A 15004-nucleotide genomic window follows, 5' to 3' on the forward strand; every position below is an offset into this window, starting at 1 on the left:
CCGAGGGTGGCCTTTTCCTGAAGAATATTTCTACTTATTTACGAATATGTGCATGACGGGCAGCATCTTGTGACATACCTGCGCCCTTGCCTTCACGAGACTCTTTTTCAGCAGTAATTTCTTTGCGACGCTCTTTGCATGAACCAGCAATCTCTTGCAAAGCCTTGCGAGCACGGGCGGCAGAAGCCTTAATTCCCTTACCTTGAAACTTTTCATTTTCAGCTTTGTACGTTTCAAAAGCTTCGAGTAATTTATCGTGATGGTGGGACATATTTTCCTTTTGTTGATGAGGCTGTTGTTTAAATTTCTTCTGCAGGTGCTACGTCAATCTTGGCAGCCTTACCAGGCAACTTAGGGGCTTCAAAATTCAGCTGCACTTTGCCATCTTCATCGATATCAACGTCCACATGACCGCCCTGAGCCAACTTACCAAAGAGTAACTCATCAGCAAGCGCCTTACGAACGGTATCTTGAATAATACGTTGCATAGGACGTGCGCCCATCAATGGGTCAAAGCCATGCTTCGCTAGATGCGCACGCAATGCTGGACTGAAAGTGGCATCAACTTTCTTCTCATGCAACTGCTCTTCCAGCTGCATCAAGAACTTATCAACTACACGCATGATGATGGTTTCATCAAGTGCCTTGAAGGATACGATGGCATCTAAGCGATTGCGGAACTCAGGCGTAAAGAACTTCTTAATATCTGCCATCTCATCGCCAGACTCACGAGCATTGGTAAAGCCGATAGTCGACTTCTGCATCGCCTCAGCACCAGCATTGGTGGTCATGATGATGATCACATTACGGAAATCTGTCTTCCGGCCGTTGTTATCCGTCAAAGTGCCATGATCCATCACTTGCAAGAGAATATTGAAAATGTCTGGGTGCGCTTTTTCAATTTCATCGAGCAAAAGCACGCAATGCGGCTTCTTATTAACAGCTTCAGTTAACAAGCCACCCTGATCAAATCCAACGTAGCCTGGAGGCGCACCAATTAAGCGGCTTACCGCGTGACGTTCCATGTACTCAGACATATCAAAGCGTAATAGCTCAATACCCAAGATATAGGCAAGCTGTTTAGCAACCTCAGTTTTACCAACACCAGTTGGGCCTGAGAACAAGAATGAACCAATTGGACGATCAATCTTGCCAAGACCAGCACGAGTCATCTTGATTGCACTTGCTAAAGCCTCAATAGCAGGGTCTTGACCAAATACCACGCTCTTAATATCACGATCCAAAGTTTGTAACTTGCTACGATCATCAACCGTGACGGATTGCGGTGGTATACGGGCAATCTTCGCCACGATTTCTTCGATCTCTGGGCGGCCAATCGTTTTCTTCTGCTTTGACTTTGGCAGAATACGTTGTGCAGCACCTGCCTCATCAATCACATCGATTGCTTTATCTGGCAAATGACGATCATTAATGTAACGAGCGGATAACTCTGCTGCTGCCACCAAGGCACCAGCGGCGTACTTCACACTGTGATGCTCTTCAAAACGAGATTTCAAGCCACGCAGAATTTGTACAGTCTGATCAACAGTTGGCTCCACCACATCCACCTTCTGGAAACGGCGTGATAAAGCAGCGTCTTTTTCAAAGATGCCACGGTATTCAGTAAAGGTAGTTGCACCAATACATTTGAGCTGGCCGTTGGATAAGGCAGGCTTTAATAAATTACTGGCATCCAATGTTCCACCAGATGCGGCACCAGCTCCAATTAAGGTGTGAATCTCATCAATAAATAAAACGCCATGGGCATGATCTTTTAATGACTTGAGAACACTCTTGAGGCGCTGCTCAAAGTCACCGCGATATTTGGTACCAGCTAACAACGCGCCCATATCTAAGGAATAGACAGTCGCATTAGCCAGAATGTCAGGGACATCCCCTTTAACAATTCTCCAAGCTAGGCCTTCGGCAATCGCAGTCTTACCTACGCCAGCCTCACCAACCAACAATGGGTTGTTCTTGCGGCGGCGGCAAAGCACTTGAATCACGCGCTCTACTTCACTCTCACGACCGATCAATGGATCGATCTTGCCTTGGCGAGCCATGGCATTGAGGTTCTGGGTGTACTGATCTAATGGACTTTCCTTACCTGAAGATGCTGCTTCTTCAGTTTCTTGGGTAGTATCCGCCGGTTTTACATGTTCAGTTTGATCTTTACGCACACCGTGACTAATAAAGTTCACAACATCTAAGCGTGTCACACCTTGCTGTTGCAAGAAGTACACCGCATGCGAATCTTTTTCGCCAAAGATTGCTACCAAGACATTGGCACCAGTCACTTCTTTCTTACCATTAGATGTCGATTGAACGTGCATGATGGCGCGTTGAATCACACGCTGAAATCCTAGCGTTGGTTGTGTATCGACTTCATCATTGCCAGGCACTACTGGTGTGTTGTCGTTAATAAAGTTTTTGAGTTGCGCACGCAGCTCCGCAATATTGACTGCGCAAGCCTTCAGCACTTCAACCGCCGTAGCGTTATCGAGCAAGGCTGCCAGCAAATGCTCTACGGTAATAAATTCATGTCTTGATGCCCTTGCGTCAACAAACGCCATATGCAAACTTACTTCTAGTTCTTGGGCAATCATGCTTCCTCCATAGTGCACTGTAGTGGGTGACCCGCTTCACGGGATAATTCAATAACTTGATGCACCTTGGTTGCCGCAACGTCACGAGTGAAGATTCCGCAAACGCCTTTACCAACCAAATGAACCTGCAACATGATGCGCGTTGCTGTTTCGTGGTCCTTATTAAAATACTCCTGAATGACCATCACCACAAATTCCATTGGCGTGTAATCGTCATTTAGTAATAAAACTTTATACATTGATGGAGCCTTAACTTGCTCGACCTGTTTTTCGAGAAGAAGGGTGTCCTCAACGTAGGGATTGGCGGGGACGCCAGTAGTGGGATTTTTGGGTGTGCGGCTCATGAGAAACATTCTAAACACAGATATCTAAACTTGATTTAAGGAGGGTCTTGTTGTGAAAACCCCTCAAAAACCCCTCTTTAACCCATATTGGGGCATTTTTTGATAAAAAAAGGGGTAATTACTGGGGGGTATGTACATATAACTCCTTGACACCCCTACAAAAAGGGCAAACAATCGGGGGGTAGACTTCAAAAGAGGTTCTATTTAGGCGTGTTGTGGATTGAGACTGATTAAAAAGTATTTACCCTCATCACGGTTGTTTTAAGTTTATGTAATGGAGTTCGCATGGCGACCGGAATTGTTAAGTGGTTCAATGATGCAAAAGGTTTTGGCTTTATCAAACCTGATGATGGTGAAGAAGAGTTGTTCGCGCATTTCAGCGCAATTACTATGCCTGGGTTCAAAACCCTTAAGGAAAACCAAAAGGTAACGTTTGACATTACCCAAGGCCCTAAAGGCAAGCAAGCTACCAATATCCAAGCGGCTTAATAGTCCTTAGATCATTATGGAAAACCCAGGATTCGTTCCTGGGTTTTTTTTCGTCTGCAATTTGCCTCACTTAAAATCTTCACATGCATAAATTTATAAAAATAATTTCCAAGCTATTTGCGACCACCCTTCTACTTAGCCCCGTTATTGCATGGGCTCAAGTCAATATTGGATTGCCTATCATTGAGTTAAAGACAGGGATCTACCGGATACAAGCAGAGTTAGCCGATACCCCCAAAGCAAGAGAAGTTGGCCTCATGAATCGCACAAGCATGCCAAGCAATTCTGGAATGCTGTTTGTCTTTGAACAAAAAGCTGGTCATTGCTTCTGGATGAACAACACCAAGATCCCACTATCCATTGCATTCATTGCAGATGATGGCAAGATTGTGAACATTGAAGAGATGCAAGCTGAGACCACTAATAATCACTGCCCCAAGGCTGCAGTTCGCTACGCCTTAGAGATGAACAAACAATGGTTCTCAGATAGAGTGATTGTGCCGGGTAGTGTAATTAGTGGATTACCAAGGCGGGAATTACCTTGAACTAGTTCTTCAATATGAACTGGGCAGCGGCTTTAATGAACTCCTGCTCTTTTTGATTGAAGCCGTGATATGCCCTTGAGCCACAAACATCACCTTCGCTAATTCCGCCATCAATCTGAATAAATTGTGAGCTTAATTTTTTTGGACGACTTTCAATAATTCGCTCGGAAGAGGCTAATGGCGTAGATGCGCATCCATCATCTATGTGATGAATTGCTAGCACTGGCACTGTGATATCCGAATCTACTGTGGCTGACCTATAGGTACCAGCAACAATTACCCCAGCAATCAAATTTTCTTTTTCTTTGCCGCCATTAACAAATTCAGTAACACTCACAGTGCCCATACTGTGACCAAATATCCATACCGGTAGATTGAATTTTTCCTTGTAATAAGTCACTACATTCAAAATTCTTTGTTGATGATCCCGGATAGATCGAGAATTACGCATACCTGCACCGAGGTCGTAAGGGGTATCCACCAATACAGAATCAATCCCGTATTGAGCCCAGAGATCCTTAGACCTGACAAAGGTATGGCCGTTGGTCGTTGAGCCATCATTCTGCAGTTTTAAGACGCCCCCGCCACCAGGAAACAACAAAACAACTGCCTTGGCATTTTTAACTGGGGTCAACAAAGTTCTAGTCGGAGCATCGTCTTTATAAGGAACATCAAATACCTGAGAATGCGCGACAGACGATACAAGCATCCCTATAGCAGCAACAATGTGATTGAATTTCATTTATGGATTCTTACATGGCGCAAAATAAAAAACCACCCGAATGAACTGACCCCCAAAAGTTGGACAGTTTAGTTAGGTTACCAGAAGGGATTGAGTTCGGTATTGCACCGGACTTAATCCCTTTAGTTTTTGTTTGATTCGATCATGGTTGTAGTAGTGGATATATTCATGTAGCCCCTGCTTAAATGATTCGATCGTCTCAAACTTCTCTTGGTAGAAGAACTCGCTTTTCATGATCCCAAACCAGTTTTCCATGACGGCATTATCTAAGCAATTGCCTTTTCTGGACATGCTTTGGGTAAGGCCTTGTTCTTTTAAAGCCTCCTGATAAAACCCCATCTGATATTGCCAGCCCTGGTCTGAGTGCAGCATGGGTTTATCTTTTGGTTTTAGTTGCTTAAAAGCCTGTTGGAGCATTTGCATCACCATGCTGATCTGAGGACGATCTGTGATCGTATAAGAGATGATCTCTTGGTTATACAGATCTAAGATTGGTGAGAGGTAGACCTTCTCACCCTTTATATTGAACTCCGTGACATCAGTTACCCACTTCTGATTAGGCCTACTTGCTCCAAAGTTACGCTCTAGTAAATTGGGGGCCACCTTACCAAGGGCTCCCTTGTAAGACTGATAGCGTTTAGGTCTGACAGTCGACTTGATCCCCAGCTGAGCCATCAGTTTTTGTACGGTCTTGTGATTGAGGTAGCAGCTCTGGGAGCTAAGCGCTGTCTGCACCCGGCGATAGCCATAGCGACCTTTATGGGCATGGAAGATGGTCTTGATCTGCATCTTGGTGTCGAGATAAGGATCTGGTTTAAAGCTGGCATTAACCCAGTAGTAATACACACTCCTAGGTATTCCAACTACTGTCAAGATCACTTGTAGTGGATAACTCCGCTTTAACTCAGCAATCACTTGGACTTGTTCTTGCTTGCCAAGTGCTTTTGCTGGGCTAAGGCCTCTAACTTTTTTAGATAAGCGTTCTCCACTTCTAAATACTGCGCTTTGCGCAGTAACTCGTCATGTGTCAGCTCAGAAGATGGCCTAGCTAGTAGCGCTGCAATCTCACTTTGTTTTGGCATGGGCGGTCGTCCCTTGGGTTTGGATTGCAAGGCTGCAATACCACCTTCATTGTAGAGTTTTTGCCACATCCAAACCGTGCTTGGAGAAGGGATATTGAAGTGGGCAGCTGCGTAATGAAGGGAGACTTGGTACAAGTCGATGTATTGCAGGACTTGCATTTTGAACGACGCAGTATGGCGCACAGGCTTTGGGTTAAGCCCAGCAATGCCATGGAGCCGATGGGCTAAAATCCAATTACGGACCTGAGCATGACTAATCTTAAATAGATGGGCAACCCGCTTGAGGCCACCAGACTTTAAAAACTCCTTAACTACCTTTAGTTTGAACTGCTTACTGTATTTGCTCATAAAACAAAACCCCCTTGGTTGGACTTGATGTCCAACTTTTGGGGGTCAGTTCACGAAGGTGGCTTTATTTAAAACATCATTTGCTTACTCAAAGTGGCAGACATAGTGCACTGGTTGCTCAGCACGAATAATGAAATAACCGCCCTTTTCCACTTCCCAACTTTGACCAGCATTGAACTCTTGCTCTGGGGCACCGTTAATGCTTACAAAAGCGTTGCCATCAACTACTTCCATGATTTCTTTGGTGCTGAGATCAAAGCGTAGAGTGCTTGGCAATACGACGCCAACAGACTTACGCACGCCGTTTGGCAGGGTTACGGTATGTGAAACGCATTTGCCATCAAAAAATACATTGGCTTTTTTGCCGACTGAAACTTGATCAAATTGCATCTGATTTCTTTCTATTTCGTTTGGTTCTGTTAAGTTCTGATTATTTCTTTGCGCGCTTACGCTTTGCAGTTTCAGCAATCCGCATACGCAATGCATTGAGCTTGATGAATCCACCAGCATCAGCCTGGTTATAGGCACCACCATCATCATCAAAGGTTGCAATGTTTTGATCAAACAAAGTATTTGCTGAGTCACGTGAAATCACGGATAAAGAACCTTTATAAAGCTTGAGGCGCACTACACCATTAACCATCTGTTGGGTGTGATCTATCAAGGTTTGCAGCGCAAGACGCTCTGGAGACCACCATAAGCCGTTGTAGATTAAGCTAGCGTAGCGTGGCATCAGATCATCTTTCAGATGAGCCACTTCGCGATCGAGAGTAATGCTCTCAATACCGCGGTGTGCCTTCAAAAGAATCGTGCCACCAGGGGTTTCGTAACAGCCGCGACTCTTCATACCAACAAAACGGTTTTCGACTAAGTCGAGACGACCAATACCATGCTTACCACCAACACGATTGAGCTCAGCCAACAACTCATGTGGCTTGTAGGCTTTGCCATCAATTGCTACCGGATCACCAGCCTTGAATTCAATTTCAATAATTTCTGGAGCATCGGGAGCCTTCTCTGGAGACACTGTCCAACGCCACATTGACTCTTCAGCCTCAGCGTTTGGATTCTCAAGATGGCGACCTTCATAGCTAATATGCAACAAGTTGGCATCCATAGAATACGGTGAGCCGCCTTGCTTATGCTTCATCTCGACTGGAATACCATGCTTTTCAGCGTAGGCCATTAACTTCTCGCGTGAGAGGAGGTCCCATTCACGCCATGGAGCAATTACTTTAATTCCTGGCTCAAGCGCGTAATAACCCAACTCGAAACGAACCTGGTCATTACCTTTGCCAGTAGCGCCGTGAGATACCGAGTCAGCACCTATCAAACGGGCGATTTCAATTTGACGTTTCGCGATCAATGGGCGTGCAATTGAAGTGCCTAAAAGATATTCGCCTTCGTAAATGGTGTTGGCGCGGAACATGGGAAAAACAAAGTCGCGCACAAACTCTTCACGCAAATCATCAATAAAAATATTTTCTGGCTTGATGCCAAACTGTAAAGCTTTAGCACGAGCTGGCTCGAGTTCTTCACCCTGACCTAAGTCAGCAGTAAAAGTAACAATCTCACAACCATAGGTATCTTGAAGCCACTTCAAGATCACGCTAGTGTCGAGCCCACCAGAATAGGCTAGTACGGCTTTTTTAATATCAGACATGATTTCTTATTCAATCAAAATTAATGGAAACGAATTACTTAATATTTTATTGCTTACGTTTTATTGTTTAGTCCAAACGACCGCAGAGCAAATACTCCATCAAAGCCTTTTGCACATGCAAACGATTTTCTGCCTCTTCCCACACAATGCTTTGCGGACCATCAATTACACCCGCAGAAACTTCTTCTCCACGGTGAGCTGGCAAGCAATGCATAAATAGAGCGTCGGGCTTTGCCTCTGCCATTAACTCTTCATCCACCATCCAATCTTGGAAGGCATGCATCCGTGAGCTGTTCTCGGCCTCATAGCCCATGCTGGTCCATACGTCAGTAGTCACCAAGTCAGCACCTTTGCATGCATCCTTAGGATCAGCACAAACGGTTAAGTGTTTTGCCCAATTCTTAGTCAAACGCGCAGGATCCAACTGGTAGCTCTCAGGCGCAGAAAAACGTAACTGGAAGTCCAAGCATTCAGCCGCCTGTATCCAGGTATAGGCCATATTGTTAGCGTCACCTACCCAGGCAACTGTTTTGCCTTGAATCGGACCGCGTGCTTCAACGTACGTAAAGATATCGGCCAAAACTTGGCAAGGGTGATATTCGTTGGTTAAGCCGTTGATAACGGGCACACGAGAGTTTGCAGCAAAACGCTCGATGATCTCCTGACCGAATGTACGGATCATGATGATGTCAGTCATCCTTGAGATGACCTGTGCGGCGTCCTCTACAGGCTCGCCACGACCCAACTGAGTGTCACGAGTGTTTAGGTATACAGCATGACCACCAAGCTGATGGATGCCCGCCTCGAAAGAAAGGCGAGTACGTGTGGAGTGCTTTTCAAAAATCATTGCCAAGGTACGGTCATGCAAAGGATGCCAAGTGTCATAACTCTTGAATTTAGCCTTGAGCCATGCTGATCTTTTGAGCAGGTAGTCATACTCCTCGCGAGTGAGGTCGGCAAACTGCAGGTAGTGCTTTACCTGACCGGGCACTTGAGGCTTTGCCAGAGATGTCATAGTTGAGCTTTCTACTAAAGTTTTGGCTTGCATTTTTTTCTTAAAACTTTCAACTGCACGAAAATAGAACATAAAGCCATCTTACGGCCACCTCACGCTGTTAAGCTAGAGGGCTTAGCAATACTGATTCTTACAAACTTCTTTACGCCAACTTGAACCACAAAAAGCTTTTCATTCAAGGCATTACCACTACTGGCAAACCATTTCGGCCCAGCGATTGGGCGGAGCGTCTTTGCGGGGTGATGGCTACTTTTCGCCCTCCAGGAGATTCTGGAGACCCTCGCTTCACTTATTCGCCCTATGTCAGACCAGTGCTTATTGCAAAAGTGAAATGCGTTGTTATCGATACCAGACTAGGTGACCTCGATCCAAGAGCGCTCGACTTTGTCATGAACTTTGCCAAAGACAACAGCCTACCGATTGAAGAGGCCTGTGAGTTTGAACCCAAACCCCAAACCCAGCCCTAAAAACAAAAACCCGCTCTGATAAGGAGCGGGCTTAGGTCGAAACTTGCTTCGACCAGCCTAAAACTTTTACTAAATTACGCTGCCATCGCCTTGATAGCTGCAGACAAACGTGACTTTTGACGTGCTGCAGTATTTTTGTGAGCGATCTTTTTATCAGCAATCTTGTCGATTGTTGCTTGAGTTGCAGCGAATACTTTCGCTGCGGCAGCCTTGTCACCAGTGTCGATTGCTTTACGAACTGCCTTAATGGAAGTACGTAGTTTTGAACGCAAGCTGGAGTTATGCTCGTTCTGTTTTACTGCCTGGCGTGCGCGCTTGCGCGCTTGTGCTGTATTGGCCATCTTTAAACCTTGCCTCTATAAATTGCAAAATGCGATTAGTTAAAAATCTCGCGGACCTGCCAGATTCATAAGCAAGCTCGCCAAAACCCAAGATTTTACCTTAAAGGGGCAAAAAAGCCCAGTCCACCCATAAATAGGTGAAAATCGGCTCATGAATCTGCTTTCTGCCGCCGCTAAGGTTAGCTCCCTGACCATGCTGTCCCGTATTACGGGATTGCTCCGAGAGACCCTGATTGCCCGTAGTTTCGGGGCTTCTGAGTGGACGGATGCCTTTAATGTGGCTTTTAGACTACCCAATCTGCTCCGCCGGCTATTTGCGGAAGGGGCGTTTTCTCAGGCTTTTGTGCCCATTTTGGGTGAAATTTCCACAAATGAAGACCAAAACAAGGCCAAGGTCCTCATAAATGCGGTTGCCACGCTCTTATTTTGGGCCCTGCTGCTCACGGTACTGCTTGGGGTAATCGGCGCGCCATTGCTCATTTTGGTCATTGCTACAGGCTTTAGCGGTGGCCCGGCATATGAGGCTAGTGTTGTGATGACCCGAATCATGTTCCCCTATATCGGACTGATTTCGATGGTTTCCCTCTCCGCGGGGATTCTGAATACCTATCACCGCTTTGCCATTCCAGCTTTCACACCCGTATTACTGAACCTCGCTTTAATTGGCAGCGCCATCTTTTTAGCGCCACATTTAGAGCAGCCAATTTATGCGCTGAGCATTGGTGTTTTCTTAGGTGGTGTACTGCAATTAATCATTCAAGTTCCAGCACTTTCTCGTCTAGGTCTTTTGCCGCGCATTGGTTTACTGCCTAGAGCGATCAAAGCCGCAATCAACAATCCTGATGCGAGACGTGTCATGAAGCTGATGGGGCCTGCAGTTTTTGCGGTATCTGTCGCGCAAATCTCTTTAATCATCAATACCAATATTGCATCACGCCTTCAGGCAGGAAGCGTCTCTTGGCTCTCGTATGCAGATCGCTTAATGGAATTTCCAACAGCACTGCTTGGTGTTGCACTAGGCACTGTGCTTCTGCCAAGCTTGAGCAAAGCCAACGCTAAAAATGATTTAGTGCACGCCGGTGAATTACTGATTTGGGGATTACAGCTCACCTTTTTGCTCGCAGCGCCGTCTGCCATTGCGCTCTTTGTTTTTGGCGAGCCCTTGGCGGCAGTGCTGTATCACTATGGAAAATTTAATGCGCTCGATGTCTTAATGACACAACGTGCTTTAGCGGCCTACGGAGTAGGTCTAATTGGATTAATCCTAGTCAAGATTTTGGCGCCCGGTTTTTATTCACGCCAAGATATTCGCACCCCAGTCAAAATTGGCTTGTTCGTTCTGGTTGCCACGCAATTGGCTAACCTAATCTTTGTACCCTGGCTTGGACATGCCGGCCTAGCCTTATCTGTTGGTACTGGCGCCTGTCTTAACGCAGCTCTACTCTGGGTTGGCCTACACAAGCGGGGAGCACTTCCAAGTGCAGCCTGGGCAAAGTATTTGGGACAGCTCTTTTTAGCTTTAATTCCGTTCGCGGGCGTGCTGTTTTATGCAGCAAATGCACATAACTGGATTGCCCTTCAGGCCAAACCTTGGACCCGCATAGGTTTATTGGCTCTCTGGCTGACGGTGGCAGCCCTGATTTACTTTAGCGCCCTAGCCTTAGTCGGAATTCGCTGGCAAAAATTCTTGCGTCATGCAAAATAGGATGTATGCCAACACAACAACTCGACTATTTCACTTCATTAGTTACTGAAGACGATCACTTCCCATTAACGGAAGCAGCAATCGCTGTAGCACAACATGCGTATCCGGATTTGAATGTACAAGGCGTTCTCGATCATCTTGATGAGTTAGGCAATAAATTAAAGGCGCGCATTACACCAGACACTTCCCCGATTCAGCGCTTACAAATTCTGAAGCACTTCTTTTATACCGAGCTTGGCTTTGGTCCAAACCCGAATGATTTCTATGCTCCAGAAAATTCTTATCTACATTATGTGCTTGAGAACCGCAGAGGCATTCCAATCTCGTTAGCAATTCTGATGATGGAATTGGGTCAACAAATTGGCTTGAAGATTCGCGGCGTCTCATTTCCAAATCACTTCATGATGCGTATTTCATTGCAACAAGGTGAAGTCATCATGGATCCATTGACTGGTGATTCGCTATCTAAAAATCAGCTACAAGAAATGCTTGATCCTTATCTTGATGCCAAAGGCTACCGGGGGGAGCTAAGCCTACCCCTGAACGTCTTCCTGCGGGCCTCGAGCCCAAGAGAGATCTTGTCGCGCTTCTTGAGAAACCTCAAGATGATCTACTCAGAGCATGAGCGCTGGGAGCGCCTGCTAGGCATTCAAGAGCGCTTGGTAATTTTATTGCCGGACTCTATTGAGGAGATCAGAGATCGTGGTTTGATCTTTGCGCAACTTGAGTATTTGCGCCCCGCCTTAGCGGATATGCATCGCTATCTCAGCGAATCCCCAGAAGCAGAGGACGCTGGCGATATTCGTGAACATATCGCCACTTTAGAAAGCCAAACCAAACTGCATTAGTCTGGTCTGGCTGAGGTTGATTTAGTTTTTCTTGCGCTGGAAAATTTTGTAGAGTGCAGCAAGCACTACTGGCACAGCTGCTGCACCAATACCTACGAGCACGATCACATTTAAGTTCTGGCGAATGATTGGAATATTGCCAAAGAAATATCCAGCGATCACCAAGCCAAAAACCCAAAGCACAGCGCCAGTAATATTAAATAACTGAAAGCGCGAGAAGTTCATCTCTGATACGCCTGCAATAAAAGGAGCAAAAGTTCTGATGATGGGCAGAAAGCGAGCCACGATGATGGTCTTACCGCCATGCTTTTCATAAAAAGCGTGCGTCTTAAGTAAAGCACCTTGATCTATCCAACGGGATTGACTACTAAACACTTTCTTACCAATCCATCTACCTATGAAATAGTTTACTGTGTTGCCGGCTACTGCAGCAATCAATAAACCAATACACAAGGTCCAAAGATTGAAATGTTCAGTTGCGCAATACGCGCCCGCAATAAACAAAAGAGAGTCGCCCGGCAAGAAGGGCGCAACAACCAAACCCGTCTCTGCAAACACAATTGCAAAAAGCAAACCATATGCCCAAGGGCCATATTGTGAGATCACAATATCTAAATGGCGATCAATATGAAGCAATAAATCGCTTAGTTGCAACAGGGTATCAATCAACTTGCTCTCCAAAGATAGGTTTGATGCGGATATTAACAGGCTCTTATAATGAAGCATGCAAACTGAACCCCACATTCAGCCTATGCAGTCACTAGAAGCAAATCCCATTCTTTGTATTGTGGGTCCTACTGGTGCAGGCAAAACCCATCTCGCCATGTCTTTGGCTGAGTATGCCAAATCGATCGATCTCACAATTGAATTAATTAGTATGGACTCCGCCTTGGTCTATCGCGGCCTAGATATTGGGAGCGCCAAACCGACTAAAGCAGAACAAGCTGCAGTCATTCATCACCTAATTGATATTCTTGAACCGACTGAGGTGTATTCAGCAGCGCGTTTTGCCAAAGATGCGAAGAGGTTGTGCAAAGAAATTCGGGGTCGCGGAAATATTCCAGTCGTGGTTGGTGGAACCATGTTGTATTGGAGAGCTTGGGCGCATGGCCTTTCTTCATTACCAACCGCTAACCCCGAAATACGTGCCCGCCTTGATGAAGAAGGTAAAACGCTAGGTTGGCCTGCGATGCACGCTAAGCTCGCAGAAGTAGATCCAGAAACGGCAGCACGCTTAAAGCCCAATGATTCTCAACGAGTTCAACGCGCGCTTGAAGTCTTTGAAATCAGTGGCAAACCTATGTCCACATTACTCGCAGACTCGCCTAGTGAGGATGGTAGAGGAGGCTCCGCTATTCCAGATTGGATTAAGTTAGTGTCGCTTGAACCTAGTGACCGTAAACGTTTACATCAAAACCTAGAAAAACGATTCGATAAAATGCTACTAGCAGGCTTTTTGGATGAAGTGAAAATACTCCGTACTAATTCTGAGTTACATGCAAATCTGCCAGCGATACGTTCAGTTGGCTATCGCCAGGCTTGGGAATATCTCAACGGTGAAATTGATGCCGAACAAATGCGCTACAAAGCTTTAGCCGCCACTAGACAACTTGGAAAGCGCCAACTCACCTGGCTAAGAGCAATCGCAGGACGAAATACTTTTGACCCCTTCAACTCAGAAGAGCTGAAGGTAGCCTTAGATTACTGCAAGAAAAACCTAAAGAAATAAGCGGGTAGTGATCGTCTTAGATAACAATTGTTTGTGGCGCATCTTTTGGACGCTCAAGCACTTCGCCAACAGTCCATGCTTTCAGGCCTTGGGCAGTTAGTGATTTGATTGCAATATCTGCTTGGCTTGGAGCAACAATCACCACCATACCAATACCGCAGTTAAATACCCGTACCATCTCAGCGTCTGCAACGCCACCCTTCATCTGCAACCAACGAAAGAGTTCGGGCATTTGCCAGCTACTGCGATGTAAAACTGCTTGAGTATTTTCTGGTAATACACGTGGCACGTTATCCACCAAGCCACCACCAGTAATGTGCGCCATACCTTTAACATCAATCTCAGAGATCAATTTGAGTAGCGGCTTTACATAAATCTCTGTCGGCGCCATCACAACATCACCCAATGAACGACCGCCTAGATCATCGGTAGGTTTTGCGCCAGCACGCTCAATAATTTTGCGCACCAAAGAGTAACCATTGGAGTGAGCTCCGCTTGAACCAATTGCTAAGACCACATCACCCGGAACAATAGTGTTGCCAGTAATAATTTTAGATTTCTCAACTGCGCCTACTGCAAAACCAGCTAAGTCATATTCACCTGGGGGATACATACCCGGCATTTCCGCTGTCTCACCACCAATGAGCGCACAACCAGATAATTCGCAGCCTTTAGCAATACCACCAACAACAGTCGCAGCAGTATCTACAGTCAACTTGCCGCAAGCAAAATAATCCAAGAAGAAGAGTGGCTCGGCACCTTGAACCAAAATATCGTTCACGCTCATGGCGACCAAGTCTTGCCCGATCGTATCGTGGCGATTCCACTCAAAGGCCAAACGTAGTTTTGTGCCAACACCGTCGGTACCGGAAACCAAAACTGGTTCTTTGTAGCGCTTAGGAACCTCAAAAAGGGCGCCAAAGCCACCGATTCCGGCCAATACACCCTCTCGCATGGTCTTTTTAGCTAAGGGCTTGATACGGTCAACCAAGTCATCCCCAGCGTCAATATCAACGCCAGCATCACGGTAGGAAAGGCCTTTTGAGGAAGAATTTGTAGGTGAAGTCATATCTGAGCTGG

17 protein-coding genes are annotated in these 15004 nt (G+C 46.0%); 6 read left to right on the top strand and 11 right to left on the bottom strand.

The annotated features are described in order from the left end of the window. Positions 1–34: 34 nt before the first annotated feature. Genes A8O14_RS09700 through clpS form a run of 3 tightly spaced genes read right to left on the bottom strand, consistent with a single transcriptional unit; the run spans position 35 to position 2959 of the window. The gene (locus A8O14_RS09700; RefSeq protein WP_068949323.1) at positions 35–271 is read right to left on the bottom strand and encodes a hypothetical protein; all 237 of its coding nucleotides are present in this window, start codon (positions 269–271) and stop codon (positions 35–37) included. Between the two features lie 28 nt (positions 272–299). Continuing rightward, on the bottom strand, positions 300–2606 hold the full coding sequence (gene clpA / locus A8O14_RS09705; RefSeq protein WP_068949324.1) for an ATP-dependent Clp protease ATP-binding subunit ClpA: 2307 nt from the start codon (positions 2604–2606) through the stop codon (positions 300–302). Continuing rightward, positions 2603–2959: an ATP-dependent Clp protease adapter ClpS gene (gene clpS, locus A8O14_RS09710; protein WP_068949325.1), complete on the bottom strand. Its 357-nt coding sequence runs from the start codon at positions 2957–2959 to the stop codon at positions 2603–2605. The genes clpA and clpS overlap by 4 nt, the downstream gene beginning before the upstream one ends. 276 nt (positions 2960–3235) lie before the next feature. Here clpS and A8O14_RS09715 point away from each other — a divergent pair, with 276 nt between their 5' ends. Beyond that, on the top strand, positions 3236–3439 hold the full coding sequence (locus A8O14_RS09715) for a cold-shock protein (protein WP_011903586.1): 204 nt from the start codon (positions 3236–3238) through the stop codon (positions 3437–3439). A gap of 83 nt (positions 3440–3522) precedes the next feature. Then, on the top strand, positions 3523–3984 hold the full coding sequence (locus tag A8O14_RS09720) for a DUF192 domain-containing protein (RefSeq protein ID WP_068949326.1): 462 nt from the start codon (positions 3523–3525) through the stop codon (positions 3982–3984). A 1-nt stretch (position 3985) separates the two neighbouring features. On the opposite strand, the gene A8O14_RS09725 is transcribed toward A8O14_RS09720, so the two are convergent. From A8O14_RS09725 to argF, 5 genes are all read right to left on the bottom strand, one after another. After that, positions 3986–4726 (bottom strand): alpha/beta fold hydrolase, encoded by a 741-nt coding sequence (locus A8O14_RS09725; RefSeq protein ID WP_068949327.1) that lies wholly within the window; start codon positions 4724–4726, stop codon positions 3986–3988. A 72-nt stretch (positions 4727–4798) separates the two neighbouring features. Continuing rightward, a protein-coding gene (locus tag A8O14_RS11655; RefSeq protein WP_099092315.1) for an IS3 family transposase occupies positions 4799–6156 on the bottom strand; the annotation gives its coding sequence in 2 pieces (ribosomal slippage) (positions 4799–5691 and positions 5691–6156; 1359 coding nt in all). An 84-nt stretch (positions 6157–6240) separates the two neighbouring features. Then, positions 6241–6546, bottom strand: a complete 306-nt coding sequence (ppnP, locus tag A8O14_RS09740) for a pyrimidine/purine nucleoside phosphorylase (RefSeq protein WP_068949329.1) — start codon at positions 6544–6546, stop codon at positions 6241–6243. A 40-nt stretch (positions 6547–6586) separates the two neighbouring features. Beyond that, a complete protein-coding gene (locus A8O14_RS09745) occupies positions 6587–7819 on the bottom strand; it encodes an argininosuccinate synthase (protein WP_068949330.1) in 1233 nt (410 codons plus the stop codon). Positions 7820–7886: 67 nt separating this feature from the next. Further along, on the bottom strand, positions 7887–8834 hold the full coding sequence (argF, locus tag A8O14_RS09750; RefSeq protein WP_191904691.1) for an ornithine carbamoyltransferase: 948 nt from the start codon (positions 8832–8834) through the stop codon (positions 7887–7889). A 152-nt stretch (positions 8835–8986) separates the two neighbouring features. Here argF and A8O14_RS09755 point away from each other — a divergent pair, with 152 nt between their 5' ends. Further along, entirely contained in the window at positions 8987–9301 is a 315-nt protein-coding gene (locus tag A8O14_RS09755) for a DUF3579 domain-containing protein (RefSeq protein WP_068949331.1), read from the top strand. Positions 9302–9375: 74 nt separating this feature from the next. Here A8O14_RS09755 and rpsT read toward each other — a convergent pair whose 3' ends face one another. Further along, positions 9376–9642 carry a 30S ribosomal protein S20 gene (gene rpsT / locus A8O14_RS09760; protein ID WP_068949332.1) on the bottom strand — a complete coding sequence of 89 codons (267 nt, stop codon included), beginning with the start codon at positions 9640–9642 and terminating at the stop codon, positions 9376–9378. 151 nt (positions 9643–9793) lie between these two features. Here rpsT and murJ point away from each other — a divergent pair, with 151 nt between their 5' ends. Both murJ and A8O14_RS09770 read left to right on the top strand, forming a co-directional pair. Beyond that, the gene (gene murJ, locus A8O14_RS09765) at positions 9794–11347 is read left to right on the top strand and encodes a murein biosynthesis integral membrane protein MurJ (RefSeq protein ID WP_068949333.1); all 1554 of its coding nucleotides are present in this window, start codon (positions 9794–9796) and stop codon (positions 11345–11347) included. Between the two features lie 5 nt (positions 11348–11352). Then, positions 11353–12195, top strand: a complete 843-nt coding sequence (locus tag A8O14_RS09770; RefSeq protein ID WP_068949334.1) for a SirB1 family protein — start codon at positions 11353–11355, stop codon at positions 12193–12195. 21 nt (positions 12196–12216) lie between these two features. Here the strand turns inward: A8O14_RS09770 and A8O14_RS09775 are convergent, their stop codons facing one another. Continuing rightward, on the bottom strand, positions 12217–12861 hold the full coding sequence (locus A8O14_RS09775) for a VTT domain-containing protein (RefSeq protein WP_068949810.1): 645 nt from the start codon (positions 12859–12861) through the stop codon (positions 12217–12219). A gap of 58 nt (positions 12862–12919) precedes the next feature. On the opposite strand from A8O14_RS09775, the gene miaA reads away from it, so the two are divergent. Continuing rightward, positions 12920–13924 (top strand): tRNA (adenosine(37)-N6)-dimethylallyltransferase MiaA, encoded by a 1005-nt coding sequence (miaA, locus tag A8O14_RS09780; protein WP_068949335.1) that lies wholly within the window; start codon positions 12920–12922, stop codon positions 13922–13924. A 16-nt stretch (positions 13925–13940) separates the two neighbouring features. Here the strand turns inward: miaA and purM are convergent, their stop codons facing one another. Then, complete coding sequence (gene purM, locus A8O14_RS09785) at positions 13941–14993, bottom strand: phosphoribosylformylglycinamidine cyclo-ligase (RefSeq protein WP_068949336.1); 1053 nt, start codon at positions 14991–14993, stop codon at positions 13941–13943. Between the last annotated feature and the right edge of the window lie 11 nt (positions 14994–15004).

Origin of the sequence: Polynucleobacter wuianus (assembly GCF_001659725.1) — a bacterium.
GTDB classification, from domain to species: Bacteria; Pseudomonadota; Gammaproteobacteria; order Burkholderiales; family Burkholderiaceae; genus Polynucleobacter; species Polynucleobacter wuianus.